This is a genomic window from Pseudomonas sp. P1.31 (genome assembly GCF_001269815.1).
Taxonomy (GTDB): Bacteria; Pseudomonadota; Gammaproteobacteria; order Pseudomonadales; family Pseudomonadaceae; genus Aquipseudomonas; species Aquipseudomonas rustica.
In genome coordinates, this window is record NZ_LHVN01000036.1 from 168,618 (window position 1) to 193,345 (window position 24,728).

Annotated in this window: 22 protein-coding genes; 13 read left to right on the forward strand and 9 right to left on the reverse strand. The window is 60.3% G+C overall.

Annotation, left to right across the window (positions count from 1 at the left end; all coding sequences use genetic code 11):
- Window positions 1-7: 7 nt before the first annotated feature.
- Entirely contained in the window at window positions 8-2,527 is a 2,520-nt protein-coding gene (hrpB, locus tag AD669_RS23490; protein ID WP_053124123.1) for an ATP-dependent helicase HrpB, read from the reverse strand.
- 362 nt (window positions 2,528-2,889) lie between these two features.
- Between hrpB and AD669_RS23495 the strand changes: the two genes are divergently transcribed.
- Window positions 2,890-3,309 (forward strand): hypothetical protein, encoded by a 420-nt coding sequence (locus AD669_RS23495; RefSeq protein ID WP_008081098.1) that lies wholly within the window; start codon window positions 2,890-2,892, stop codon window positions 3,307-3,309.
- Window positions 3,310-3,321: 12 nt separating this feature from the next.
- Window positions 3,322-4,230, forward strand: coding sequence for a cation diffusion facilitator family transporter (locus AD669_RS23500; RefSeq protein WP_053124129.1), 909 nt, complete (start codon window positions 3,322-3,324; stop codon window positions 4,228-4,230).
- A 27-nt stretch (window positions 4,231-4,257) separates the two neighbouring features.
- On the opposite strand, the gene AD669_RS23505 is transcribed toward AD669_RS23500, so the two are convergent.
- The gene (locus AD669_RS23505) at window positions 4,258-5,373 is read right to left on the reverse strand and encodes a DUF6515 family protein (RefSeq protein ID WP_053124130.1); all 1,116 of its coding nucleotides are present in this window, start codon (window positions 5,371-5,373) and stop codon (window positions 4,258-4,260) included.
- A 447-nt stretch (window positions 5,374-5,820) separates the two neighbouring features.
- Here AD669_RS23505 and AD669_RS23510 point away from each other — a divergent pair, with 447 nt between their 5' ends.
- Window positions 5,821-6,300, forward strand: coding sequence for an Lrp/AsnC family transcriptional regulator (locus AD669_RS23510; RefSeq protein ID WP_008081091.1), 480 nt, complete (start codon window positions 5,821-5,823; stop codon window positions 6,298-6,300).
- A gap of 266 nt (window positions 6,301-6,566) precedes the next feature.
- On the forward strand, window positions 6,567-6,776 hold the full coding sequence (locus AD669_RS23515; protein WP_003228500.1) for a DUF2788 domain-containing protein: 210 nt from the start codon (window positions 6,567-6,569) through the stop codon (window positions 6,774-6,776).
- Here the strand turns inward: AD669_RS23515 and AD669_RS23520 are convergent.
- From AD669_RS23520 to AD669_RS23535, 4 genes are all read right to left on the reverse strand, one after another.
- The gene (locus AD669_RS23520; RefSeq protein ID WP_053124132.1) at window positions 6,771-7,406 is read right to left on the reverse strand and encodes a pseudouridine synthase; all 636 of its coding nucleotides are present in this window, start codon (window positions 7,404-7,406) and stop codon (window positions 6,771-6,773) included. The two genes, AD669_RS23515 and AD669_RS23520, sit on opposite strands and share 6 nt — an antisense overlap.
- A 73-nt stretch (window positions 7,407-7,479) precedes the next feature.
- Window positions 7,480-8,979: an AMP nucleosidase gene (gene amn, locus AD669_RS23525; RefSeq protein WP_162130776.1), complete on the reverse strand. Its 1,500-nt coding sequence runs from the start codon at window positions 8,977-8,979 to the stop codon at window positions 7,480-7,482.
- A 170-nt stretch (window positions 8,980-9,149) separates the two neighbouring features.
- Window positions 9,150-10,799, reverse strand: coding sequence for an acyl-CoA dehydrogenase family protein (locus tag AD669_RS23530; RefSeq protein WP_053124134.1), 1,650 nt, complete (start codon window positions 10,797-10,799; stop codon window positions 9,150-9,152).
- A gap of 95 nt (window positions 10,800-10,894) precedes the next feature.
- The gene (locus tag AD669_RS23535) at window positions 10,895-13,249 is read right to left on the reverse strand and encodes a hybrid sensor histidine kinase/response regulator (RefSeq protein ID WP_053124136.1); all 2,355 of its coding nucleotides are present in this window, start codon (window positions 13,247-13,249) and stop codon (window positions 10,895-10,897) included.
- 345 nt (window positions 13,250-13,594) lie between these two features.
- Here AD669_RS23535 and AD669_RS23540 point away from each other — a divergent pair, with 345 nt between their 5' ends.
- From AD669_RS23540 to AD669_RS23555, 4 genes are all read left to right on the forward strand, one after another.
- Window positions 13,595-14,392, forward strand: a complete 798-nt coding sequence (locus AD669_RS23540) for a hydroxymethylpyrimidine/phosphomethylpyrimidine kinase (RefSeq protein ID WP_007909650.1) — start codon at window positions 13,595-13,597, stop codon at window positions 14,390-14,392.
- An 18-nt stretch (window positions 14,393-14,410) separates the two neighbouring features.
- Window positions 14,411-15,034, forward strand: coding sequence for a thiamine phosphate synthase (thiE, locus tag AD669_RS23545; RefSeq protein ID WP_008081079.1), 624 nt, complete (start codon window positions 14,411-14,413; stop codon window positions 15,032-15,034).
- A gap of 17 nt (window positions 15,035-15,051) precedes the next feature.
- The gene (gene hemL, locus AD669_RS23550; RefSeq protein WP_053124138.1) at window positions 15,052-16,335 is read left to right on the forward strand and encodes a glutamate-1-semialdehyde 2,1-aminomutase; all 1,284 of its coding nucleotides are present in this window, start codon (window positions 15,052-15,054) and stop codon (window positions 16,333-16,335) included.
- A 225-nt stretch (window positions 16,336-16,560) separates the two neighbouring features.
- On the forward strand, window positions 16,561-17,115 hold the full coding sequence (locus tag AD669_RS23555) for a tetratricopeptide repeat protein (protein ID WP_003228518.1): 555 nt from the start codon (window positions 16,561-16,563) through the stop codon (window positions 17,113-17,115).
- Window positions 17,116-17,291: 176 nt separating this feature from the next.
- On the opposite strand, the gene AD669_RS23560 is transcribed toward AD669_RS23555, so the two are convergent.
- Complete coding sequence (locus tag AD669_RS23560; RefSeq protein WP_003185742.1) at window positions 17,292-17,621, reverse strand: DUF1820 family protein; 330 nt, start codon at window positions 17,619-17,621, stop codon at window positions 17,292-17,294.
- A gap of 133 nt (window positions 17,622-17,754) precedes the next feature.
- Here AD669_RS23560 and miaB point away from each other — a divergent pair, with 133 nt between their 5' ends.
- From miaB to lnt, 5 genes are all read left to right on the forward strand, one after another.
- Window positions 17,755-19,083, forward strand: coding sequence for a tRNA (N6-isopentenyl adenosine(37)-C2)-methylthiotransferase MiaB (miaB, locus tag AD669_RS23565; RefSeq protein ID WP_053124140.1), 1,329 nt, complete (start codon window positions 17,755-17,757; stop codon window positions 19,081-19,083).
- 284 nt (window positions 19,084-19,367) lie between these two features.
- Window positions 19,368-20,366 carry a PhoH family protein gene (locus tag AD669_RS23570; RefSeq protein ID WP_053124142.1) on the forward strand — a complete coding sequence of 333 codons (999 nt, stop codon included), beginning with the start codon at window positions 19,368-19,370 and terminating at the stop codon, window positions 20,364-20,366.
- On the forward strand, window positions 20,359-20,853 hold the full coding sequence (gene ybeY / locus AD669_RS23575) for an rRNA maturation RNase YbeY (protein ID WP_053124144.1): 495 nt from the start codon (window positions 20,359-20,361) through the stop codon (window positions 20,851-20,853). The genes AD669_RS23570 and ybeY overlap by 8 nt, the downstream gene beginning before the upstream one ends.
- A 5-nt stretch (window positions 20,854-20,858) precedes the next feature.
- Entirely contained in the window at window positions 20,859-21,698 is an 840-nt protein-coding gene (locus AD669_RS23580; RefSeq protein WP_007909641.1) for an HlyC/CorC family transporter, read from the forward strand.
- A 17-nt stretch (window positions 21,699-21,715) separates the two neighbouring features.
- The gene (gene lnt, locus AD669_RS23585; protein ID WP_053124146.1) at window positions 21,716-23,239 is read left to right on the forward strand and encodes an apolipoprotein N-acyltransferase; all 1,524 of its coding nucleotides are present in this window, start codon (window positions 21,716-21,718) and stop codon (window positions 23,237-23,239) included.
- 88 nt (window positions 23,240-23,327) lie between these two features.
- Here lnt and AD669_RS23590 read toward each other — a convergent pair whose 3' ends face one another.
- Window positions 23,328-24,089 carry a YdcF family protein gene (locus AD669_RS23590; RefSeq protein ID WP_053124148.1) on the reverse strand — a complete coding sequence of 254 codons (762 nt, stop codon included), beginning with the start codon at window positions 24,087-24,089 and terminating at the stop codon, window positions 23,328-23,330.
- Between the two features lie 104 nt (window positions 24,090-24,193).
- The gene (locus AD669_RS23595) at window positions 24,194-24,517 is read right to left on the reverse strand and encodes a hypothetical protein (RefSeq protein ID WP_053124151.1); all 324 of its coding nucleotides are present in this window, start codon (window positions 24,515-24,517) and stop codon (window positions 24,194-24,196) included.
- Window positions 24,518-24,728 lie beyond the last annotated feature (211 nt).

Here is a 24,728-nt window from a genome sequence, read left to right on the forward strand (position 1 = left end):
CCCCGGGTCAGGTGCCCCGGGGCTTCGCCCGCGCAGTCGCCTCCGCCACCAACGGATCATCCGGCCAGTAATGCTTCGGATACCGCCCCTTCAAATCCTTCTTCACCTCGGCATAAGTGCTGCGCCAGAAGTTGGCGAGATCCTGCGTCACCTGCACCGGACGTCTTGCTGGCGACAGCAGATGCAACTTGACCACCTGGCGCCCGCCGGCGATCCGTGGCGTATCGGCGAGCCCGAACAACTCCTGCAAACGCACCGCAAGAATTGGCGGAGACTCGCTGTAATCCAGCCGAATCGACGACCCCGACGGCACGCTCAGATGATGCGGCGCCAGCTCATCGAGTTTTTGCGGCAGCGGCCACGGCAGCAGATTACGCACGATGCTCGACAGATCCAGATTGGCAAAATGGCTGAGCCGCGAGACCTTTCCCAGATAAGGCATCAGCCAATCTTCGAGGGTGTTGAGCAAGGTTGCATCGCTGACGTCTGGCCACAGACTGTCGTTCTGATTAGTCAGATCAAGTTGCCGCAACAGCGCCACTCGCGCCTGCCACTGACGCAGCTCCGGCGTCCACGGCAGCAGCTCCAGACCTTTGCGTCGCACCAGATTGACCAGCGCCTGACTGCGTGCATTTTCGTCGAGACCGGTCAGCGGTTCACGGCTGAGAATCAGCTCGCCGACCTTGCGCTGACGCTCGGCGCGCAGCACGCCTTCGCGCTCGTCCCAGTCCAGTTGATCGACGTTGCGCACTTGTTCGGCGAGCACGGAATCGAACAGCGCCGGATCAAAATCCGCTGCCAGATAAATACGTTCTTCACGCTGGCCCTGCCGGCTGCCGAGGTCGGCGATGACGATCCACGGTTCTTTCATCAGGCTGTCGGCTTCCGCAAACAGCGCCGCACGACCATTGGCCAGACGATATTCGGCGCCACCGGCACGCCGTTGTTGCGCGACGCGATCGGGATAGGCCAGCGCCAGCAACGCACCGAGCCAGCGTGGATGATCGGGATCGCTGACCGGCTCACTCGCCTTGCCGCGCAAATATCCGCGATATTGCCGCGCCAATTGCCGGGCACGCTGCACACCGCCCTGAGCACCACGGGCGGCGCGTTCTTCGCCGGACAGCAACACCAGACGACTGTGCAAATCCGCGCCGGCGCCGCGCAAGATATCGCGCTCGCCGAGCAACGCAGCCACATCGCACGCCATGTTGGCCAAACCCAACGCCTGACCGCGCAACAACAAATGACCGATGCGCGGATGCGCCGGCAACTCAGCCATGGCCTGACCGTGGGTCGTCAGCGCCTCGCCTTCCAGCGCGCCGAGCCGTTGCAGCAAATCCTGTGCCTGTGCATATGCCGCCGCTGGCGGAACGTCGAGCCACACCAGTTCGCCCGGCGTCACGCCCCAACGTCCCAGTTGCAGCGCGAGGCTGGCGAGATCCGCCGAAAGAATTTCCGCACTGCCATAAGCCGCGAGCTGTTCGTGTTGATCCTGCGACCACAAGCGATAACAAACACCCGGTTCCAGACGCCCTGCCCGGCCCGCACGCTGAGTGGCGCTGGCCTTGGAAATCCGCTGAGTGTCGAGGCGCGTCATGCCGCTGCCCGGATCGAAACGCGGCACCCGCGCCAGCCCGGCATCGATCACCACGCGCACGCCGTTGATGGTCAAACTGGTTTCGGCAATGTTGGTCGCCAGCACCACTTTGCGCTGACCGGGCGGCGCCGGGTCGATCGCCGCGCGTTGCGCATTGAGGTCGAGTTCACCGTGCAGCGGGCAGAGCAACACATCGCTGCGCTCACCCATCGCGTCAACCAATTGTTGATGCACGCGACGAATTTCCGCCTGCCCCGGCAGAAAGACCAAGACGCTGCCGGTTTCATCGTGCAGCGCTTCGAGCACGGTTTGCGTAACGCGCTGATCAATGTATTCGCCAGGCTGAAACGGCCGCCCCCAGCGCATCGTCACCGGGTACATGCGGCCTTCGCTGCGCAGGATCGGCGCGTCATCGAGCAACCCGGCCAGGCGCTCGCCTTCGAGGGTGGCCGACATCAGCAGAATCTTCAGCGGCTGTTCAGCTCGAAACAGCTCACGACCGTTCAGACTCAAGGCCAGCGCCAGATCGGCATCAAGGCTGCGTTCGTGGAATTCGTCGAAGATCAGCAGACCTACGCCTTCCAGCGCCGGATCATCCTGCAAGCGCCGGGTGAGAATGCCTTCGGTGACCACTTCGATGCGTGTGTTGGGACCAACCTTGCTGTCGAGTCGAATGCGATAACCGACGGTTTCACCGACCTTCTCGCCCAACTCGCTGGCCAGCCGTTCTGCGGCGGCACGCGCGGCGAGGCGGCGCGGTTCGAGCATCAGAATGGTCTGCCCGGCCAGCCATGCTTCATTGAGCAAGGCCAACGGCACGCGGGTGGTTTTACCGGCGCCGGGCGGTGCTTCGAGCACGGCTTCATGGCGAGTCGCCAAGGCTTCACGCAGGGCGGGTAAAACTTCATCGATCGGCAAAGAATTCATGCTGGCTCCCCAGGGCGTGCCCACAGTAAATTGCGAGTCGCGTTAATGCTGTGAGCGTGCCAGGCAAGGCGCGGGACGCAGGTAAGGGTCGTTTCCTTGCCAAGTCCCGCAACGCAGCATGGCGCGCTCACAGCTTTAGCCCGGAGGGCCGAACCCCGATAGGATTCATTAGCCTTCACGCGGTGTCGATCTGGAGAAAACAACTTCAATCCTCAACGTATTTCGGTAGGGGTGAGACGAGGCCGCAATTTACTGTGGGCACGCCCTGCCAGGCCGAGTATAACGGCGAACTGCAAGGCATTCGTCAGGGTCTTAACTTCACTCGACGACTCTTCGTTCTTAGATCAATCAGGAGATTTCCCATGCGCTTACCTTTTCGCCTGATCGGCGGTGTATTGGTCGCCACCCTGCTCACGCAAATCACGGCGTGCGGTTCGATTTTCTACCCGGACCGTCGCGGTCAGATCGACGGCAAGGTTGACCCGGCGATTGCCGTGCTCGATGCCGTGGGCCTGCTCTTCTACATCATCCCCGGGCTGATCGCGTTTGCCGTCGACTTCGCCACTGGCGCGATTTATTTCGAACCGGGCCACACCGCGCAGATCGATCCGGCCAAACTCAAACAAGCCATCGGCCCGGACGGTCAGGTCGATAATCACAAGTTGCAGGCTATTCTCGAAAGCGAGTTGGGCAAGGATTTCCCTCTGGATGACCCGCGCCTGATTCAACACAAGGGCAGCACGCAGCAACTGGCGATGTTCGGCCTGCAACCTGCCGCTTAAAAAGGAAACGCAATGACCTCCAGCCCCGAACACGCTCGCCTGCTAAGGCTGGCGACCCGCGCCTCGGTGGCGGTCGCCTGCACGCTGATCGTCGCCAAAGCCATCGCCTGGTGGCTGAGCGGTTCGGTGGCCATGCTCGCCGGGCTCACCGACTCGGCGCTGGATGGCATCACCTCGATGCTCAATCTGCTGGCGGTGCATTACGCACTGCGTCCGGCGGATGACGATCACCGTTATGGCCACGGCAAGGCAGAGTCGCTGGCGGGCATGGCGCAGGCGCTGTTCATCGGTGGCAGTGCGGTGTTGATCGCGTTTCAGGCGTACGAACGACTGCACGATCCGCAGCCGCTTGGCGCGCCATGGCTGAGCATCGGCGTGATTGTTTTTTCGCTGCTGCTGACGGCGGCGCTGCTGGTGTTGCAGCATCGGGTGATCAAGCAGACTGGCTCTAATGCCGTGCGCGCGGATTCGCTGCACTATCGTTCGGACATGTTGCTCAACGGCAGCATTCTGATTGCGCTGATTTTGGCCGGGTTTGGTTTTGATCAACTGGATGCGTGGTTCGGTTTGGGGATTGCTGCGTACATTCTGTGGAGCGCGATCCAGATCGCCCGGGAAAGTTTTTCGGTGTTGATGGATGAAGAGCTGCCGACGGACGTCAGTCAGCACATGCTCGAACTCGCGTGCAGCGTGCCAGGCGTGTTGGGCGCGCATGACTTGCGCACACGAATCTCCGGCAACCACTGGTTCGTGCAGTTGCACCTGGAATTGCCGGGAGAGTTGACCCTGTCAGTGGCCCACGGCATCAGCGATCAAGCCGCCGATGCCATCCACCAAGCCTACCCGCGCGCCGAAGTGCTGGTGCACGCCGATCCGATAAAAGCAGCTACAAGTCGCGAGCCGCAAGCTTCAAGCTTGTAGCTCGAAACGTGCAGCTCGCAGCTGCTTTTACTGAACCTGATAACCGCGACTGCTCAGGCAATTGCCCTGAGCCTGACGGTACGCCTGAACCACTTCGGGCGCCGGTTGATAGGTCGCGGTGCGCGGGTCGAAACCGCTTTGCTGCACTGCGTACTGATAGCACTGATAACCGTCCTGCTGCACTTGCTCCGGCGACTGACCGTTGGCCGGATAGGCCTCGACGTCATAGCCCTGGGATTGCGGCTGTGGTTGCGGCTGTTGCTGCACCGGCGGCTCGACGACTACGTAGTCCTGCGTCGCTTCTTGATAGGCGTAGTAGGAACCGGCGGCGAGAAACAGTAGCGAACCACCGATCCACACTTCTCGCGAATAGTCCGGCAAGTATTGAATGCGGATCCCGCGCGGCGGCTGCACGACGATGTAGCGCGGGCCTTGCGGGCGATACCAGTAGCCACCGGAATAGAAGTAATCCTGTCCGCGATACGGCACGCGATAGTCACGATCCGGGAAACGGTCGATCACATGCCCCGGCCGATATTGCGGGCCCGGGCCCCAACCGTTGCCATGCCCGTCCGGACGTCCCGGCCAGCGATTGTCGTTGGGCCGATAGTCATTGGGCCGGTTGTTAGTCTGCCAATGTGGGTTGTTATTGTTGTAACCATTTTGCGGACGCTCGTCGCGGTAGTAACCCTGACGCGGTTCCTGAGTCTGGCGCACGGTGTCGGGCCGCGACTGGATCGGCAAACTGTTGGCCGGCATTTGCGGCGGCGGTGGTGGCTGGCGCACCGGGTTGGGGTTGTAGCCCGGCCGGTTCTGGTCATGGTTTTGCCATTGACCATTGTTATTGTGCGGCTGGCCGTTGTGTTCGAACTGGCGGCTGTTGTCGCCACGAATGACTTCGTTGTTCTGCGGGCGCGGTTGATTCTGCGGCGGCTGGTTTTGCGGACGCGCCTGGTTTTGCTGCGGATTGTTCTGCGGACGCGGCTGATTTTCGCCGCCATGCCCTTGGTTATTGCCTTGATGCCCCTGCCCGTGCTGCCCGCCATTCGGGCTGCGGCTCTCTGGATCATCGGCCAGCGCTTGCACACTGACACTCACACACAACACACCAACACCGGCCAGACGCCAGATGCGCGACTTCATGCTTTTCCTCACTGAGGCCTGTAATTAAAGGCGGCCTGTAACTAAGACCGGGTCGGGAACATCCGGTTCTGCAACAGGTTATCAGTCGCGCAACTTATTTATTGAGCGCCGCAAGATGAAATCGCAGGCAAGAAAAAAGGGAGACCCGTCGGCCTCCCTTTAGAGAACTTCGTCCTGGCTCGACGCTTATGACGTCGGCTCACCTCACGCCGTCTTCTGGACAGTGTGCAGCTCGGGGGCCAGCACAACCCCGGTGGGGGTGGCGGCCGCGGCAGGCCTTATAGGGCGGGCCGCGTGGACTGTGTTACCGAGCAGTGATTCTGGTAATAAGAATAGGCCTGAGGCTGCGACAGAGGATTGCGAAGATTGCTGAAATAAACACCACTTGCGCAATTTTTAACCCTGGATAGATAATCCGCCGCAATAGTTACAACCAAGGACAGATTGATGAGCAAACTCGACCGTTACGACCTGAGCATTTTGGCGGAATTGCAGCGCGACGCCCGCATCTCCAACCAGGAGTTGGCCGAGCGCATCGGTCTGTCACCCTCGCCTTGCTCGCGCCGGGTCAAGCAACTGGAAGACGACGGCTATATCTCGCGTCAGGTCGCGTTGCTGGATCGCAAGATGCTTGGGCTGAGTTTGACTGCCTATGTGCTGATCGGCATGGATCGGCATACGCCGGAGCGTTTCGAGAATTTCGAAGCGGCGATTCGCACATTGCCGCAGGTGTTGGAGTGCAGCCTGGTGACGGGTGTGGATGCGGATTACCAGTTGAAAGTGGTGGTGCCGGATATGGATCACTATCAGAAGTTGTTGCTGGGGCACCTCACACGCATTGAAGGCGTGACCAGCGTGCGCTCGAGCTTTGTGCTGAATCAGGTGCTCAACAGCACCGAACTGCCGCTGACCCACCTGCGCAATTGATACCGCCCCCTGTAGGAGCTGACGAGTGAAACGAGGCTGCGATCTTTTTATCTTTCAAATCCAGATCAAAAGATCGCAGCCTTCGGCAGCTCCTACAGATCGCTTTTGTGGCGAGGGGATTTATCCCCGTTCCAGTGCGCAGCACTGGCAGGATTGGTGTTGCAGACCAATGACTGCGGCACACCGACGCAGGTCAATGCCCCGCCATCCGCCCTTGGCGTATACTCGCCGCGCCCTTTTAGCCGCGCCCATGCCGGAGAACCCCAATGGATCCAGCCGTATTTGAAGAGTGGATGATGACCGGCCTGGTCAGCATCCTGATCATTTTCATGGGTTTTATCGTCTGGGATCTGGCGAAGAAGTCCAAGGCCGGGCGCTTTGGTTCGTTCATTTTGTTCTTCGTGCTGGGCCTGGGCGTGGCCGCATTCATCATCAAAAGTGTGGTGATCGGCCTGATCGAATCCGGCGCTCTATAAGCGCGCCGGCACTTCCTTCCACTGGCCCTGATCGAGCCCTTCGATCGTCCAGTCACCAATCTTCACCCGCACCAGCCGCAACGTCGGCAACCCGACCGCCGCGGTCATGCGGCGCACCTGACGGTTGCGCCCTTCGCGAATCACCAACTCCAGCCACGACGTCGGTATGGACGCGCGAAAACGCACCGGCGGGTTGCGCGGCCACAGCTCAGGCTCGTCCAGCTGCCGCGCTTCAGCGGGCAAGGTCATGCCGTCGTTCAACTCAACGCCGTCACGCAGACGCTGCAACTGCTCGGCGCTCGGCACGCCTTCAACCTGCACCCAATAAGTCTTCGCCAGTTTATGTTTCGGATCAGCGATGCGCGCCTGCAACTGGCCGTCATTGGTCAGCAACAGCAATCCCTCACTGTCGCGATCCAGACGTCCGGCCGGGTAAATGCCGGGCACATCAATGTAATCCTTGAGCGTCGCCCGCCCTTCGCCATCGCTGAATTGCGTCAGCACATCGAACGGTTTGTTGAACAGGATCAGTTTCGGCTCGGCCGGAGGTGCCTTGGCAACACGGCGTGGCGAAGACGACTGAGGCTTCGCGCCAGGGCGGCGGGAAGGTGGACGCGGGGGACGAGACATAGGGAGAGCAAACATTTAGCGATCAGGGCTGACAATGCTAGTGCCCTGACCGCCAAATGACCACGACTAACCGTTAACGGAACGGCGGTTCGTCGAAGCTGCGCAGTTTGCGTGAGTGCAGCGAGTTGAGTTCGGTGCGCAGCAGATCGACCGCTTCGATGCCGATCTTCAAGTGCTGGCTGACCGCGCGCTCGTAAAACGCGTTGGCCGAACCCGGCAGTTTGATTTCACTGTGCAGCGGTTTGTCGGAAACGCAGAGCAACGTGCCGTACGGTACGCGCAAGCGGTAACCCTGCGCGGCAATCGTGCCGCTTTCCATGTCCACCGCGACGGCGCGGGACAGGTTGATCAACGGTCGTTCCTGCGCCCAACGCAATTCCCAGTTACGGTCGTCGTAGGTCAGCACGGTGCCGGTGCGCAGGCGTTTTTTCAGATCGTCGCCCTTCTCGCCGGTGACATTCGCCGCTGCCTGTTGCAGCGCCATTTGCACTTCGGCCAGCGCCGGGATCGGAATATTCGGCGGCACGACGCGGTCGAGAATGCCATCGCGACGCATATAAGCGTGGGCCAGCACGTAGTCGCCAATGGTCTGCGACTGACGCAGCCCGCCGCAGTGACCGATCATCAGCCAGCAATGCGGACGCAGCACCGCCAAGTGGTCGGTGATGTTCTTGGCGTTGGACGGGCCGACACCGATGTTCACCAGCGTCACGCCGTGGCCATCGTTGGCGATCAGGTGATAGGCCGGCATCTGGTAACGGTGCCAAACCACACCGGCGGCGATTGCCGAGGCTTCGCCGTGATCCATGCTCTTTTCGATGATCACGTTGCCCGGCAAGACCATGCGCACGAAACGCGGATCGCTGCGCAATTGCTCCAGACCATGGACGATGAACTGGTCGACGTAACGGTGATAGTTGGTCAGCAGAATCCACGGTTGCACATGTCGCCAGTCGCTACCGGTGTAATGCACCAGCCGACGCAGGGAGAAATCCACGCGCGCCGCATCGAACAGCGCCAGCGGCAGCGGATCGGTGTTTTCCCAATCGTAGAGACCGTCGGCGATGCCATCGGTGGCGGCGGACAGGTCGGTACTCGGGAACACCCGCGCCAGCACGGCAGCGGTGACGCCGGAACCGGCCAGTTCATCGCCCTGCTCGACCACGTACGGATAAGGAATGTTTTGCTGGCTGACGCCGACTTCCACGGTCACCGTGAAATCGTGCATCAACGGCACCAGTTGTTCGAGCAGGTATTTGCGAAACGCCGCCGGGTGGGTGACGGTGACACTGTAAGTGCCCGGCAATTGCACCTTGGCGTAAGCGCGGGTGGTCTGCGGCACTTCGCCCTGGCAATGGTAGGTCAGACGCAGTTCGGGATAACGAAACAGAGCACGCTGCGCAGCGTCGGGTTCGACGCGATCTTTCAGGTAACGCTTGAGCGCCGAGTTCAGCGCAGTGGTGGCCCGCTCATGCAACTCGGCCAGACGATCCACGGCTTGTTCGGCGGTTTGAACAACAATAAACGCTTCGGTCACGATCAGCTTCCTGTGTTCTGACTTGCAGAGCTTCATCTTGCCTGCATCGTGGCGTCACGGGAACAGTGGCATGTTGGCAACCGCACAATATATGGGCCACCCCAATCCCTGTAGGAGCTGCCGAAAGCTGCGATCTTTTGATCTTGTTGTTTATAAGATCAAAAGATCGCAGCCTTCGGCAGCTCCTACAGGGGATTTGTGGGGGGTCAGAGGATGTGGGGGGTTGAGCGGGCGACGAGGGACTCGATGTCGAGGCCGCGTGGCAAGGCGCCGTAGGCGCGGCCACCACCGCTCAGCCGGCTGGCAATAAAGGCATCGCTGACGGCTGAGTTCCCGGCCTCCAGCAATAGCTTGGCCTGCAAACCGAGCGCGATGTCTTCAGTCAGTTGCCGCGCCCGATACTGAATGTCACTGGTGTCCTTGAACTGCGCCTGCAACTGTTGAATATGCGCGGCCAGGCGTTTGTCGCCGTGGCCATCACCGAGCTCGCTGAACAACACATCCAGCACACCCGGCTCTTTCGACAACGCGCGCAGCACGTCGAGGCATTGCACATTCCCCGAACCTTCCCACGTCGAGTTCACCGGTGCTTCGCGGTACAGACGCGGCAGGATGCTCTCTTCGACATACCCGGCGCCGCCCATGCATTCCGCCGCTTCGTTGATCATTCCCGGCGCGCGTTTGCAGATCCAATACTTGCCCACCGCTGTCACCAGCCGCGCAAATTGCGCTTCGTGGCGATCGTCGAGATGATCCAGCGCCTTGCCCATGCGCAAGCTCAGCGCCAGCGCGGCTTCGCTTTCCAGGGCCAGATCGGCCAGCACGTTTTGCATCAATGGCTGTTCGCTGAGCAGTTTGCCGCCAACCTTGCGGTGCGCGCAGTGATGGCTGGCCTGGGTCAGCGCCTGACGCATCAACGAGCTTGAACCGACCATGCAATCGAAACGGGTCATCGCGACCATCTCGATAATGGTCGGTACGCCGCGCCCTTCTTCGCCGACCATCCACGCCAGCGCGCCACGAAACTCCACTTCGCTGGAGGCGTTGGACTGGTTGCCGAGCTTGTTTTTCAAGCGCTGAATGTAGAACTGATTGCGTGTGTCGTCCGGGCGATGGCGCGGCAGCAGGAAGCAGCTCAAACCCTTGTCGGTCTGCGCCAAAGTCAGGAATGCATCGCACATCGGCGCCGAGCAAAACCATTTGTGCCCGACCAACTCATACGCCTCGCCCGGGCCGCTGGCGCCGACCGGATACGCCTTGGTGGTGTTGGCGCGCACGTCGGTGCCGCCCTGCTTCTCGGTCATGGCCATGCCGATGGTCACGCCAGCCTTGTGCGCCATGCCGACGTTGCGCGGGTCGTATTCCGTGGCGAGGACTTTCGGCAACCATTGCTCAGCCAGATTCGGTTGCAGACGCAGGGCCGGCACGCTGGCAAAAGTCATGGTCAGCGGGCAACCGCTGCCGGCCTCAGCCTGGCTGTGCAGATAACTCATCGCGGCGCGGGCGACGTGGGCGCCGTCCTGTGGATGCGTCCACGGCATCGAGTGCAAACCATGCTCGATCGCCGTGCGCATCAGCTCGTGATAAGCCGGATGAAATTCCACCAGATCGATACGATGGCCGTAGCGATCATGGCTGACAAATATGGGTTTGTTTTGGTTAGCGAGGAACCCGGCTTCCATCAACGGCCCGCCGGCCAGCGCGCCGTAAGCATCGATCCGCGACTCGGCCCAACCGGCGCCGAACCTGCGCGACCACTCCTGCAACGGCAGGTCGATGCGGTACAGGTTGGTGCCGTCCAGCGACGGCGGCTGGTTGGTGACTTCGTGGGTTTCGGCGAACTGATGCAGGTTCATGACGGGCTCCTTGGCTCTCCAGAAAGCTCAGTTAAGCACCGGCTCCCTGTCGATCAAAGTGTCATAGGCGCCGAATTCGCGGCGCTTTTACCCTGTCAGCAGGACAACACCCGACGCTCCAGCGCCGACTGCAAATCCTCGAATTTCACTGGTTTGTTCAGGTAATCGACCGCGACGCCCGTGGCACAGACCTCTCGATCGGCACCCAATGCGAGCATGAACACCGGCAAGTTCGCACAACCCGGAAGCGCGTGAATCTGGCAGCACAATGACGCGCCTTCGTGGCTGGGCAACTGACAATCGATCAGCACCGCGTCGAAGGTTTCTCGCCGCAGGCAGTCCAGCGCCGTCGCGCCGCTGTCGGCGGTGCGCACGCGGAAACCGAGCTTGAGCAGCATGCCGCGCATCACCAGTTGGTTGACGCTGTTGTCGTCGACCAGCAACACCGTGCAGTCCTGCGGCGCGCGAATGCAATCACCGCCAGGCGCAGAATTCGGCGCAGGCTCAACCACCGGCAATTCAAACTCGACATCCAGCTGAAAACGGCTGCCGCTGCCCGGCTCGGAACGGTGCGTGAGTTTGCCGCCGAGCAGTTCCACCAATTGTCGGCAGATCGCCAGACCGACGCCGAGGCCACCGTATTCGCGAGTCATCGAACCGTCGAGCTGGAAGAAGCGCTGGTACATCGTCGCCTCGCCCAGATCGGTGAAACCGATACCGGTGTCGATCACCGCGAACGACAGCGCCAGACGATTGCCCGTCGACGGTTTGCCGGTAACCCGCAGCGCCAGCCCGCCCACGCGGGTGAACTTGATCGCGTTATCCAGCAGGCATTCGAGGCATTGCGCAAGTTTGGCGCTGTCGCCGTGCAGACGATCAGGCAGGGTTGGCAGCACGTCGACCTTGAAGTCCAGCGACTTGCTCGCCGCGTTGCCGTCGAACTGCGCGCGCAACGATTCGACCACGCCACGCAAACTGAAACTGCCCGGCGAGGCCTTGAGCTTGCCGGCCTGCAATTCGGTGAGGGTGAGGATGCCGTTGACCATACGCATCATGTCCCGCGCGGAACCGGCGGCGGTTTGCTGATATTGCTCCAGCTCCGGATCCATCTCGACGGTCTGCATCAATTCCAGCGAACCGATCACCCCGTTCATCGGTGTGCGCAGTTCGTGGGTCAGGGTCGCCAGAAATTCATCTTTGAGCTTGTTGCTGTGGGCCAGTTGCTGGTTGAGCACTTCGAGTTTCTGCCCGGCGTCGTACAGGGTCTGCGCCTGTTGCTCGCGCATCGCGTTGATGCGGTCGGCCAGCGCCAGCGACAGCAGCGCCACTTCGATGGCCGAACCGATCTGGCTGGCGTACATGGTCAGGAACACGTTGGGCAGCAGGCCCAGCACCATCAGCGTGTTGACGATGCCGCCCAAAAGAAACGCCGACCAGGCAATGATGAAATACCGCGCCACGCGCAAACCGCGCCACCAGGCCAGAATCCCGGCGGCAAAAATCACCACGGTGAAGGTCAGCGCCAGCGTCGTCGCCAGGCGCAGGGCCAGGGCGTAACTGGTCATCAAGGACAGTCCGATGACCAGCGCACCGAACGCGATCAGGCCGATCAAGACGCGATCGAGTCCACGGCTATGGGTTTTGGTTTGCAGGAAACTTCGGGCGAACTGGCTGCCGAACAGGCCGGCGCAACCGATGAAGAACGGGGTCGCGGCGTTGGCCCACCACGGATTGTTCGGCCAGAAGTACTCGACCGCCGCGCCATTGACCGACAGTTGATAGAGGCCAAACGAGGCAATGTAGAAGATGTAATAGAGGTAGCTTGTGTCGCGCACGCTGAGGTAGATGAACAGGTTGTAAACCACCATCCCCAGCAGCACGCCATAAATGATGCCCAGCACATAAAGGCGCACGGGTTGATCTTCGAGGTACGCGGTGCTCGACCACAACGTTACCGGTGCCTGGATCGAGCCTTGGCTGGCCAGTCGCAGGTATACGGTTTGTTGTTGGTCGGGCTCGAAGGCGAGATCGAACAGGTAGTTGTTCTGGCGGATTTCACGGCTGGCAAACGGCAAGGCGTCGCCGGTCTGACGGATCAGCTGATAGTCGCCATTGGCGTCGGGCAAGTACAGATCAAGATGGTCGAGCGGCGGATAAGCCAGCTCTAGCAACCAGGTGCGCTGGGCGGCGGGGTTGCTCGGGCGGTAATGCAGATCGATTTTCAGCCAGAACGCCGAGCGCGAATAACCGGCATTGAGCGTGGCTTTGTCATGGGCTTTGAAATTGCCGGCAGCGGCCTGCGCGCGGACGTCGGCAATGCTCGCCTGACCACTTGGGTCTTCGAACACTTGCAGCGACCGGCCCAAAGGCAGGTTCTGGGTGAATTCGTCGAATTCGACGGCGCTCGCCATGAGGGGCAAGCAAAACAGCAACATCAGCAAATAGCGCATTGAAGCCCCAGCGTGGCTCGTCCGGTTATGTCAGGAAGCCCCCCCATTCCTTGAGTAGACGTAAAACCGGTATTACCTGTTATTGGTTTGGATCCAGACTAGCATAGCCGCTGCTGGCCATTGAGCACCATCGAAATTTTTCCTACAAAGGCTCTAGAACGGGCGTTTCAGAGCAAAGCAGCGGACTAGAGCTGTTGGGTTGGTCAGGTAGATCAAAAGATCGCAGCCTGCGGCAGCTCCTACATTGATCTGGATTTTCCTGTAGAGCTGCCGAAGGCTGCGATCTTTTGATCTTGCTCCGCCAGCCACACCCGTAAATCAGCTTTGGTGGTAAGCTCGCGCACCATGAATATCTACAGCTCCCGCCCCGTTGTCCTCTGTCTCTCCGGCCACGACCCAAGTGGTGGCGCCGGCTTGCAGGCAGATATCGAAGCCCTGCTCGCGCAGGGTTGCCATGCGGCTCCGGCCGTCACCGCCCTGACCGTGCAAGACACCGTCAACGTCACTGACTTCCGCGTCCTCGACCGTGAGTGGGTACTGGCTCAAGCCAATGCCGTGCTCAACGATTCCGAAGTCGCCGCGGTCAAACTGGGCATGCTCGGTTCACTGGAAATGGTCGACACCGTTGTCGAACTGCTCTCGGCGCACCCGCACTTGCCGGTGGTCTGCGACCCGGTGCTGCGCGCCGGTGGCGGCGGACGCCTGGGCAAGGACGAAGTCGGCTATGCGATGCGCGAGCGTCTGCTGCCGCTGTCGATCATTGCCACGCCTAACCTTCCTGAAGCGCGCATCCTCGCCGAACTGCCCGAAGGCACCGCGGACGAGTGCGCTGAAAAACTCCTGCCGTTCGTCAAAAACCTGCTGATCACCGGCGGCCATGGCGACGAAACTGAAATCCACAACCGCGTGTACAGCCGCGACGGCCTGCGTGAAACCTTTATCTGCCAGCGTCTGCCGGGCAGCTATCACGGTTCCGGTTGCACATTGGCCAGCGCATTGGCCGGCCGACTGGCGCAAGGCGAACACCTCGCCAGCGCCGTGCGCAGTGCACTCGATTACACCTGGCGCACCCTGCGCGATGCCGAACAACTGGGCAAAGGCCAGTTCGTCCCGCGTCGCCTGCCGCTGGATTTCTGCTCGTAACGTCGTGAGGTCTGCCCGATGAAACTACGTGGCCTGTATGCCATTACCGACAGCGAGTTGCTGGCCGGCAAGTTTCTCTCTTATGTGGAGGCGGCGCTGGAAGGTGGCGTCACCCTGCTGCAATACCGCGACAAGAGCAACGACGAGGCCCGCCGCCTGCGCGAGGCCGAAGCGCTGCGTGATCTGTGCGAGCGCTACAAGACGCAACTGATCATCAACGATGACGCCGAACTGGCCGCGCGCCTCAACGTCGGCGTGCACCTCGGCCAGACCGACGGCCCGCTGTCGCCGACCCGCGCCCTGCTCGGTTCAAAAGCCATCATCGGTTCGACCTGCCACGCGCAAATCGCGCTGGCCGAACAAGCCGCCAAAGAAGGCGCGAGTTACGTCGCCTTCGGCCGCTTCTTCAATTCCAACACCAAGCCCGGCGCGCCGACCTGCAGCCTCGATCTGCTCGACGAAGCCAAACGCACGCTGCACCTGCCGATCTGCGCGATTGGCGGCATCAGCCTCGACAACGCTGCGCCGCTGGTGGCCCACGGGGTCGACCTGCTTGCCGTGGTTCACGGTTTGTTCGGTGCCGAGAGTACCGCCGAAGTGACCCGCCGCGCCCGCGCGTTCAACGAATTGTTCAAATCCTGAAGATTGAGAGCCCGATCATGTCTCGTTCCGAAACCCTGTTTGCCAACGCCCAGAAACACATTCCCGGTGGCGTGAACTCGCCAGTCCGCGCATTCAAGAGCGTGGGCGGCACGCCGCTGTTCTTCAAGCACGCTGAAGGCGCTTACGTCACTGATGAAGACGACAAGCGTTATGTCGATTACGTCGGTTCGTGGGGCCCGATGATCCTCGGCCACAGCCACCCGGACGTGCTCGACGCGGTGCGCAATCAGCTGCAACACGGCTTGTCCTACGGCGCGCCGACCGCGATGGAAACCGAGATGGCCGACCTGGTCTGCTCGCTGGTGCCATCGATGGACATGGTGCGCATGGTCAGTTCCGGCACCGAAGCGACCATGAGCGCAATCCGTCTGGCCCGTGGTTACACCGGCCGCGACAGCATTATCAAGTTCGAAGGCTGCTACCACGGCCACTCCGACAGCCTGCTGGTCAAGGCCGGTTCGGGTGCACTGACCCAAGGCGTTCCAAGCTCGGCCGGTGTGCCGGCGGCGTTCGCCAAACACACCCTGACCCTGCCGTTCAACGACATCGACGCGGTTGAAAAGATGTTGGCGGAAGTGGGCGACGAAGTGGCATGCATCATCGTTGAGCCGGTAGCCGGCAACATGAACTGCGTGCCGCCAGCGCCGGGCTTCCTCGAAGGCCTGCGTTCGCTGTGCGACAAACATGGCGTGGTGCTGATTTTCGACGAAGTGATGACCGGTTTCCGCGTTGCCCTCGGCGGTGCTCAGGCTTACTACGGCGTAAACCCTGACCTGACTACTTTCGGCAAGATCATCGGTGGCGGCATGCCGGTCGGTTGCTTCGGCGGCAAGCGCGAAATCATGGAACGCATCGCGCCGCTGGGCCCGGTGTATCAGGCCGGTACGCTGTCGGGTAACCCGCTGGCCATGGCCGCCGGTTTGACCACCCTGCGTTTGATCAGCCGTCCGGGTTTCCACGCCGAGCTGACCGACTACACCACGCGTCTGCTCGACGGTCTGCAACAGCGTGCCGATGCTGCGGGTATTCCGTTCGTGACCACTCAGGCCGGCGGCATGTTCGGTCTGTACTTCAGCGGCGCCGACGACATCGTCACTTTTGAAGACGTGATGGCTAGCGACGCGGCACTGTTCGGTCGCTTCTTCCACCTGATGCTGGAAGGTGGCGTGTACCTCGCACCGAGCGCCTTCGAAGCCGGTTTCACCTCGATCGCTCACGGCGAAGCCGAGTTGCAATTGACGCTGGACGCTGCCGAACGCGCCTTCGCTGCACTGAAGTAATTGCCGTACCGCTGACGTTGGCTATCGCCAGCGTCAGCATTCACCTACATCCGCGCTGTTTTTCCGATGCTCCTGCTAAAAATCTCCCCTAAAGTGGGCGATATATTCCCCGCGCAGCAGAAAAACGAGTAAAGACTTTGTAAGGTTGGCCCTGCTTATTTCATAATGCGCGCTTATTGGATCCCTCGATGGGTCCGCGTGCCCTTCAGAGGTAAGTCGATTCCCATGAACCGCACCGGCCGCACCCTTGCCTTGGGCTGCCTGTTGCTCCTTCAGCCCCTGCTCGCGCATGCACAAGCAGGCGGCAACTCGTTGTTGATCCCGGCGATGGGTCGTTGCACCCTCAATACTCAGCCGCAAGACGTCACGCAGGCACTGGCCGCCTGCCAGAAAGCGGCGGACGAAGGGGATGCGCAAGCGCAATACGAGTTGGGTGAGTTCTACTACGACGGCAAAAATGCGCCGCGCGACCTCAATCAAGCCCTGAGCTATTTCGAAAAAGCCTCGTTGCAAGGCCACGCTCAGGCGCAGTTCAAACTCGGCACGATGTTCTTCCACGGTGAAGGCGTGCAGGCCAACAACATTCAGGCGTATATCGTTTTGAAGATGGCTGCGGTCAACGGCGCGGAAGATGCGCTGGATACGGCCGACGAAGTGTCCGAAAAGATGTCCCGCGAAGACCTTGAGACGGCCACGCAGGTGCTTGGGCAAATTTTCCGTAAATACCTGATGGAACTGCAGAGCGCCGATGGGCGTACGCCTTTCTCACCTCTTCCCTAAATGGGTGGTGATTAACTTGTGGTGAGGGGATTTATCCCCGACCGGCTGCGCAGCAGTCGCAAATCCATTCAATGAAGTGTGTCAGGAAGAACCTGATTGCAGGTTTTGGGGCCGCTTCGCAGCCCATCGGGGATAAATCCCCTCGCCACAAATTCATTCCAATCCAGGATCTGTTGTTACTTCTCAGGCATCGGCATCGGGAACGGCATCACATTGCCGACCGCGCCGCGGGCTTCGCTGATTTTCGGGGTGCCCAGACGTTCCACTTCGTCGATGCGCACAATCGAATGCATCGGCACAAAGCTGCGTACCACGCCTTCGAACTGCGCCTTGAGCTTTTCTTCGCTCGGATCGACGACCACTTGCGTGCGCTCGCCAAAGACGAACTCTTCCACTTCCAGAAAACCCCACAGATCACTTTGATAGATCTGCTTGGCGTACATTTCGAACACCTGGCCCTGGTTGAGGAAAATCACCTTATAGATTGGAGCTTCGCGTTTGGTCATGGCGGGGGGATAACATCGGGGATAAAAATGAGGGCGCAAACTATAGCATAGCCTCCGGACGCACAGCGGTAGGAACCTGAGGGCTTGTTCCCTATAATGCCGGGTTCTTTGAATCACGTGACGACACTAATCCATGGCCAAGAAGCTTTACATCGAAACCCACGGTTGCCAGATGAACGAGTACGACAGCTCGCGCATGGTCGATCTGCTGGGTGAACATCAGGCCCTGGAAGTCACCGCGCGTGCGGAAGACGCCGACGTGATTCTGCTCAACACCTGCTCGATCCGCGAGCGCGCGCAAGATCGCGTGTACTCGCAGCTCGGCCGCTGGCGCGAACTGAAACTGGCCAACCCGGACATGGTGATCGCCGTCGGCGGTTGCGTGGCCAGCCAGGAAGGCGCGGCGATCCGCGATCGCGCGCCGTACGTTGATGTGGTCTTCGGCCCACAGACCCTGCACCGCCTGCCGGAGATGATCGACGCCGCGCGCATCACCAAGCTGCCGCAAGTCGACGTGTCGTTCCCGGAAATCGAAAAATTCGACCATTTGCCCGAGCCGCGCATCGATGGCCCGAGCGCTTACGTGTCGGTGATGGAAGGCTGCAGCAAGTACTGCACGTTCTGCGTGGTGCCGTACACCCGTGGCGAAGAAGTCAGCCGGCCGTTCGATGACGTGATCGCTGAGGTCATCCACCTCGCCGAAAACGGCGTGCGTGAAGTGACGCTGCTGGGGCAGAACGTTAACGGTTATCGCGGCACGACCCATGATGGTCGTCTGGCTGATCTGGCTGAACTGATCCGCGTCGTCGCCGCGATTGATGGCATCGACCGCATTCGCTACACCACTTCGCACCCGCTGGAATTCTCCGACAGCCTGATCCAGGCCCACGCCGACGTGCCGGAATTGGTGAAGCATCTGCACTTGCCGGTGCAATCGGGCTCCGACCGGATTCTCGCGGCGATGAAGCGCAACCACACCGCGCTGGAGTACAAATCCAAGCTGCGCAAATTGCGTGCGGCGGTGCCGGGGATCTGCATCAGCTCGGACTTCATCGTTGGTTTCCCCGGCGAGACCGAGAAAGATTTCGAACAGACCATGAAGCTGATTGCCGACGTCGGTTTCGACTTTTCCTACTCGTTCGTTTACAGCCAGCGCCCGGGCACCCCGGCTGCCGATCTGGCCGACGAGACGCCGGAAGAGTTGAAAAAGGAGCGCTTGAACGCGCTGCAACATCGCCTGAACCAGCAAGGTTTCGAGATCAGCCGACAAATGGTCGGCTCGACGCAACGGATTCTGGTGACCGATTATTCGAAGAAAGACCCGGGCGAGCTGCAAGGGCGCACCGAGAATAATCGTATCGTCAACTTCCGCTGCGACAATCCAACCCTGATCGGCCAGTTTGCTGATGTGCACATCGACGCGGCCCAACCGCACTCGCTGCGCGGCTCGTTGATTCAGTAACACCATCGCATTGTGGATGGGACTTCTGTGGTGAGGGGATTTATCCCCGATGGTTGGCGCAGCCGACCCAAAACCTGCAATCCGGGTGAATCTGATACACCTCGGATAATGGTTTCAGGGCCGCTTCGCGCCCCATCGGGGATAAATCCCCTCACCACAAAAGGCCCCGCCAGCCGCCGAGAATGGGTTCGAAAGCAGCATCCATATTTAAGAGCTTTCGCACCCAAGCCTCTGGCGTTATCCTTGATTTCATCTTAATTGCCCCAGGGCGGCTAAATACGACCTTGAACGCACCCATAGAACCACATCGTTTTATCCTCGAGCCCTTTGAGGCTCGCCGCTTCGCCAATCTGTGCGGGCAATTCGACGAGCATTTGCGCTTGATCGAACAGCGCCTGACGATCGAGATCCGCAACCGCGGAAACCAGTTCGAGCTGATCGGCGACCCCAAACACACCACGTCTGCGGAAAATCTGATTCGTCGCCTGTACCGGGAAACCAAAGGTTCAGAGCTGTCGCCAGATACGGTTCACCTGTTCCTGCAGGAATCGGCCGTGGTCGAGTTGGACAATCACACCCCCGCCGAAGCCTCCGTTGCCCTGCGCACCAAGAAAGGCATGATTCGCCCGCGCGGCTTGAATCAGCTGCGCTACGTGAAGGAAATCCTCGGTAACGACATCAACTTCGGCATTGGCCCGGCCGGTACCGGCAAGACCTATCTGGCCGTGGCTTGCGCTGTCGATGCACTGGAACGTGAGCAGATCCGCCGCATCCTGCTGGTGCGTCCGGCGGTTGAAGCGGGTGAAAAACTCGGCTTCCTGCCCGGCGACCTCTCGCAGAAGATCGACCCGTATTTGCGCCCGCTCTACGACGCGCTCTACGAGATGCTCGGCTTCGAATACGTCGCCAAGCTGATCGAACGTCAGGTGATTGAAGTTGCGCCGCTGGCGTACATGCGCGGTCGTACGCTGAACAACAGTTTCATCATTCTCGACGAGAGCCAGAACACCACCGTTGAACAGATGAAAATGTTCCTCACGCGGATCGGCTTTGGTTCTACAGCGGTCATCACCGGTGACATCACCCAGGTCGACCTGCCGAAAGGCACCAAATCGGGTCTGCACCATGTGATCGAAGTGCTCAAAGACGTGCCAGGCATCAGCTTCACGCACTTCCAGCCGAAAGACGTCGTGCGCCATCCTTTGGTACAGCGGATTGTCGAAGCCTACGAGCGCTTCGAAAACCGTGACGAAGCACCCAAGGACACCTCGCGAAATGCTTGAGCTAGACCTGCAAATCGCGACTGAAGCGAACGCGCCGAGTGAAGCCGACTTCCGTCTGTGGTGCGAACTGGCCCTGCGCCAGCGCACCGCTGACTCGGAAATGACCATTCGTCTGGTCGACGAGGAAGAAGGCCGCGAGCTCAACCACACCTGGCGCCAAAAGGATTACGCGACCAACGTCCTGTCGTTCCCTGCTGACGTGCCCGACGAGTTTCTCGACATACCGTTGCTCGGCGATCTGGTGATCTGCGTGGCCGTGGTTGAGCGCGAAGCCGCCGAGCAAGGCAAGGAACTAAAGGCCCACTGGGCGCATCTGGTCATTCACGGCTGCTTGCATCTGCTTGGTTACGACCATATAGATGACGACGAAGCCGAAGAAATGGAAGCACTGGAACGCGAGTTGCTTGCCGAATTGGGCTATCCCGATCCGTACGCGGACGACGAAACCGAAACATCCCCTATCGTTACAACAAAGGATTCAGAGTAATCGCTATGAGCGAAGATCGATCGAGCAACGGGCAGAAGTCATGGCTGGGTAAACTCACCCAGGCTTTTGCCCACGAGCCGAAGAACCGTCAGGAGCTCCTCGAGCTGCTGCGTGATGCACATCAGAACAAACTGCTGGACAGCGAAGCGCTGGCCATCGTCGAAGGCGCCATTCAGGTGGCTGACCTGCAAGTACGCGACATCATGGTGCCGCGCTCGCAGATGATCAGCATCAAGGCGACCCAGACACCCCGTGAATTCCTCCCGGCCGTGGTCGACTCGGCCCACTCGCGCTACCCGGTCATCGGCGAAAGCCATGACGACGTGATGGGCGTGCTGCTGGCCAAGGATCTGCTGCCGCTGATCCTCAAGGAAAACGGCGACAGCTTCAACATCAAGGATCTGCTGCGCCCGGCCACGTTCGTGCCGGAGTCCAAGCGTCTGAATGTGTTGCTGCGTGAATTCCGCGCCAACCACAACCACATGGCCATCGTCATCGACGAATACGGCGGTGTGGCGGGCCTGGTGACCATCGAAGACGTGCTGGAACAGATCGTCGGCGACATCGAAGACGAGCACGACGTCGAAGAAGACAGCTACATCAAGCCGCTGCCAAGTGGTGATTTCCTGATCAAGGCCCTGACGCCGATCGAGAACTTCAACGAGTTCTTCGACAGCGAATTCTCCGACGACGAGTTCGACACTGTCGGCGGTCTGGTGATGAGCGCGTTCGGGCACTTGCCAAAACGCAACGAAATCACTGAAATCGGCGCCTATCGTTTCCGCATCCTGAACGCCGACAGCCGTCGGATTCATTTGCTGCGACTCACGCCAATCGCCCGGTAATACCTCTAAGGATTGAAATGCGCTGGACAACCCGCCCCGGCTGGCCCGGTAACCTGCTGGCCGTGGCGGCCGGTGCAATCACCACCTTCGCTCTGGCGCCTTTCAACATCTGGCCGCTGGCCCTGCTCGCAGTCGGCTTGTTCTACGCCGGTCTGCGCGAGCTAAGCCCACGTCAGGCGCTGGGCCGTGGCTGGTGCTTCGGTTTCGGCCTGTTCGGCGCCGGCACCAGTTGGATCTATTACAGCATCCACCATTTCGGCGGCGCTTCGGTGCTGCTGGCCGGGTTCCTGATGCTGCTGTTTACCGCCGCGATTGCCTGGTTCTTCGCCCTGCCCGCCTGGATTTGGGCACGCTGGTTGCGTCGCAACGAAGCACCGCTGGCCGACGCCCTCGCGTTTGCTGCGCTGTGGGTTGGTCAGGAAATGTTTCGTGGCTGGTTCCTGACTGGTTTCCCGTGGTTGTACTCGGGTTACAGCCAGCTCGACGGCCCGCTAGCGGGGCTCGCGCCGGTCGGTGGCATGTGGCTGGTGGGGTTCGTGCTGGCACTGACCGCTGCGCTGATCTACAACGCGCCGCGTTTGCTGCAAAGCCGCCGCAAAGCTTTTGTTGTCGCCGGTCTGGTGCTGTTGGTCGGGCCTTGGGTGGCGGGTTTCGCGCTTAAGGGTCACGCCTGGACGAGTCCGTCGGGCGCGCCTTTGAGCGTTGCTGCGATTCAGGGCAACGTCGCGCAAAGCATGAAATGGGATCCGGCCGAGCTCAACGCACAGTTGGCGTTGTACCGTGATCTGAGTTTCCGCTCGAAACCGGTGGATCTGCTGATCTGGCCGGAAACCGCCGTGCCGGTGCTCAAGGAATCTGCCGAAGGCTACCTGAGCATGATAGGCAACTTCGCCGCCGAGCGTAAATCCGCATTGATTACCGGCGTGCCGATCCGCGAGATGGTTCGTCACGAAAAACGCTTCTTCAACGGCATCACCGTGGTCGGCGAAGGTGATGGCACTTACCTGAAGCAGAAACTGGTGCCGTTCGGCGAGTACGTGCCATTGCAGGATGTCCTGCGTGGGTTGATCGCGTTCTTTGATTTGCCGATGTCTGACTTCGCCCGTGGCCCGGCCGACCAGGCGTTGCTGCAAGCCAAGGGGTATCAGATTGCGCCGTTTATCTGCTACGAAGTGGTGTACCCGGACTTCGCTGCCGGCCTGTCGGCGCGCAGTGATTTGCTGCTGACGATCAGCAACGACACTTGGTTCGGCACCTCAATCGGCCCGCTGCAACATTTGCAGATGGCGCAGATGCGCGCACTGGAAGCGGGTCGCTGGATGATCCGCGCGACCAACAATGGCGTGACCGGTTTGATCAACCCGTTCGGGCAGATCACCGAGCAGATTCCGCAGTTTGAACAGGGTGTGCTGTACGGCGAAGTGGTGCCGATGCACAACCTGACGCCGTATCTGCAATACCGCTCGTGGCCGCTGATGATTTTGTGTTTGCTGCTGTTTGGCTGGGCACTGATGGCTAGCCGGATCTCAAAAACCCTTTAAAGCAAAAGATCGCAGCCTTCGGCAGCTCCTACAGGGGATTTGTATTCAACCCTTGTAGGAGCTGCCGAAGGCTGCGATCTTTTGATCTTCAGCGGTAAAACAGCGAATACCCCACCTGCCCCACCGCTTCATTCAGCAACTGCCCGCTCTGCCAGATCGATTTGAATTCCGGCAACCAGCCACCAAACGGCCTCGCGTTATCAGTGCCCAAAAAGCCCACCGGCGCCGGCACCACTTCAAATCCTGCCTGTTCAAAACTCCATACCGAGCGCGGCATGTGCCACGCCTGCGTCACCACGACCACGCGCTTGATCCCTTGCGGCAATAGAATGTCAGCACTTAGTTTTGCGTTCTCCCACGTCGTACGGCTTTCCCCTTCCTGCCAACGTACGGTGACGCCAAAGTCATCACGCAGCGAATCGGCCATCAACTTCGCCTCGGTCGGCGGCGTGCCGTAATGCAGGCCGCCCGAAGTCAAAATCGGCAAGCCCGAGGCCTTGGCCAGGCGCGCCGCATAACGCTGACGTTCAAGCCCGACGCCGGTTGGCTGGTCTTCACCCCAGGCCAGATCGCCACGCTCACGTCCGGAGCCCAACACCACAATCGCGTCAGCCCGTTGCGCCAGCGTCGCCCATTCCTCACGCGCCAGCGGCGGCTCACGCTCCAGCGCCTTCGCGCCCCATTGCACAACCACCGGCAGGCTCATCAGCCAGAACCCGCCAAAACCAATGGCAAAACACAATCCGGCCAATCGCGGTCGCGAGCGGCGCAGCCACCACGCAGCCAGCAACAGCAGCAAAAGAATGCCGGGCGGCAATAGAAGTTGTTTGATGAAATAGCGAAAGGGCATCGGGCATCTCCAAAGATGCCCGAAGCCTAAGAGTGTTAATAACGCGTTACAACCAGTAGGTGGGATCCCGTTGAAAAAGATCCGTTTCTTGACCTGCCATGCGCTTACTTGGCCTGCATAGCCCGTACTTTGACGGTGTCTCTGCCGGGCGCCTTGTCCTTGAGCCAGATGACCTTGGCCGAATGTGCTGCATCGAGCTGCTTCACTGCTTGTGACAGGCAGCCGTGCGTTTCACGCTCACTGCGATCCAGATAGGCCTTGACCAGTTTGAACTCAGCGGGGCTCAAGCCACGCAATTCCAGTTCCAGGGGGCGCTCGTCGCGCAGCCGGTCAGCGGTTTTTACTGCGTCCAGGGCCATACCCAGACGGTCGATCAACCTCTCGTACAACTCGGGTTTATTCACGTTTTTTTGCCGTTGCTCCACCATCCCTCACCTCATTGAAGATAAGACTCACTCCCCAGTTAGAGCTTAGCTTCGCTGCACAAACCGGCTGTACGCCGCGACCAACGGCCCCGACGCAAGTATTGCGGGACATGTAGCTGTAATCAGGGTTTCCCTAGGCCAAGCGCGGTCATGTATGCTACGGCGCTTCCTGTAATTCCACTTCCAGCTCGTCCGGGCCAACCCCGGAACCTGC

Bases quoted from the DNA above. Each gene is read 5' to 3' on its own strand.
- hrpB (WP_053124123.1), bottom strand. From the start codon at position 2,527: ATGAATTCTTTGCCGATCGATGAAGTTTTACCCGCCCTGCGTGAAGCC.
- AD669_RS23495 (WP_008081098.1), top strand. From the start codon at position 2,890: ATGCGCTTACCTTTTCGCCTGATCGGCGGTGTATTGGTCGCCACCCTG.
- AD669_RS23500 (WP_053124129.1), top strand. From the start codon at position 3,322: ATGACCTCCAGCCCCGAACACGCTCGCCTGCTAAGGCTGGCGACCCGC.
- AD669_RS23505 (WP_053124130.1), bottom strand. From the start codon at position 5,373: ATGAAGTCGCGCATCTGGCGTCTGGCCGGTGTTGGTGTGTTGTGTGTG.
- AD669_RS23510 (WP_008081091.1), top strand. From the start codon at position 5,821: ATGAGCAAACTCGACCGTTACGACCTGAGCATTTTGGCGGAATTGCAG.
- AD669_RS23515 (WP_003228500.1), top strand. From the start codon at position 6,567: ATGGATCCAGCCGTATTTGAAGAGTGGATGATGACCGGCCTGGTCAGC.
- AD669_RS23520 (WP_053124132.1), bottom strand. From the start codon at position 7,406: ATGTCTCGTCCCCCGCGTCCACCTTCCCGCCGCCCTGGCGCGAAGCCT.
- amn (WP_162130776.1), bottom strand. From the start codon at position 8,979: ATGAAGCTCTGCAAGTCAGAACACAGGAAGCTGATCGTGACCGAAGCG.
- AD669_RS23530 (WP_053124134.1), bottom strand. From the start codon at position 10,799: ATGAACCTGCATCAGTTCGCCGAAACCCACGAAGTCACCAACCAGCCG.
- AD669_RS23535 (WP_053124136.1), bottom strand. From the start codon at position 13,249: ATGCGCTATTTGCTGATGTTGCTGTTTTGCTTGCCCCTCATGGCGAGC.
- AD669_RS23540 (WP_007909650.1), top strand. From the start codon at position 13,595: ATGAATATCTACAGCTCCCGCCCCGTTGTCCTCTGTCTCTCCGGCCAC.
- thiE (WP_008081079.1), top strand. From the start codon at position 14,411: ATGAAACTACGTGGCCTGTATGCCATTACCGACAGCGAGTTGCTGGCC.
- hemL (WP_053124138.1), top strand. From the start codon at position 15,052: ATGTCTCGTTCCGAAACCCTGTTTGCCAACGCCCAGAAACACATTCCC.
- AD669_RS23555 (WP_003228518.1), top strand. From the start codon at position 16,561: ATGAACCGCACCGGCCGCACCCTTGCCTTGGGCTGCCTGTTGCTCCTT.
- AD669_RS23560 (WP_003185742.1), bottom strand. From the start codon at position 17,621: ATGACCAAACGCGAAGCTCCAATCTATAAGGTGATTTTCCTCAACCAG.
- miaB (WP_053124140.1), top strand. From the start codon at position 17,755: ATGGCCAAGAAGCTTTACATCGAAACCCACGGTTGCCAGATGAACGAG.
- ybeY (WP_053124144.1), top strand. From the start codon at position 20,359: ATGCTTGAGCTAGACCTGCAAATCGCGACTGAAGCGAACGCGCCGAGT.
- AD669_RS23580 (WP_007909641.1), top strand. From the start codon at position 20,859: ATGAGCGAAGATCGATCGAGCAACGGGCAGAAGTCATGGCTGGGTAAA.
- lnt (WP_053124146.1), top strand. From the start codon at position 21,716: ATGCGCTGGACAACCCGCCCCGGCTGGCCCGGTAACCTGCTGGCCGTG.
- AD669_RS23590 (WP_053124148.1), bottom strand. From the start codon at position 24,089: ATGCCCTTTCGCTATTTCATCAAACAACTTCTATTGCCGCCCGGCATT.
- AD669_RS23595 (WP_053124151.1), bottom strand. From the start codon at position 24,517: ATGGTGGAGCAACGGCAAAAAAACGTGAATAAACCCGAGTTGTACGAG.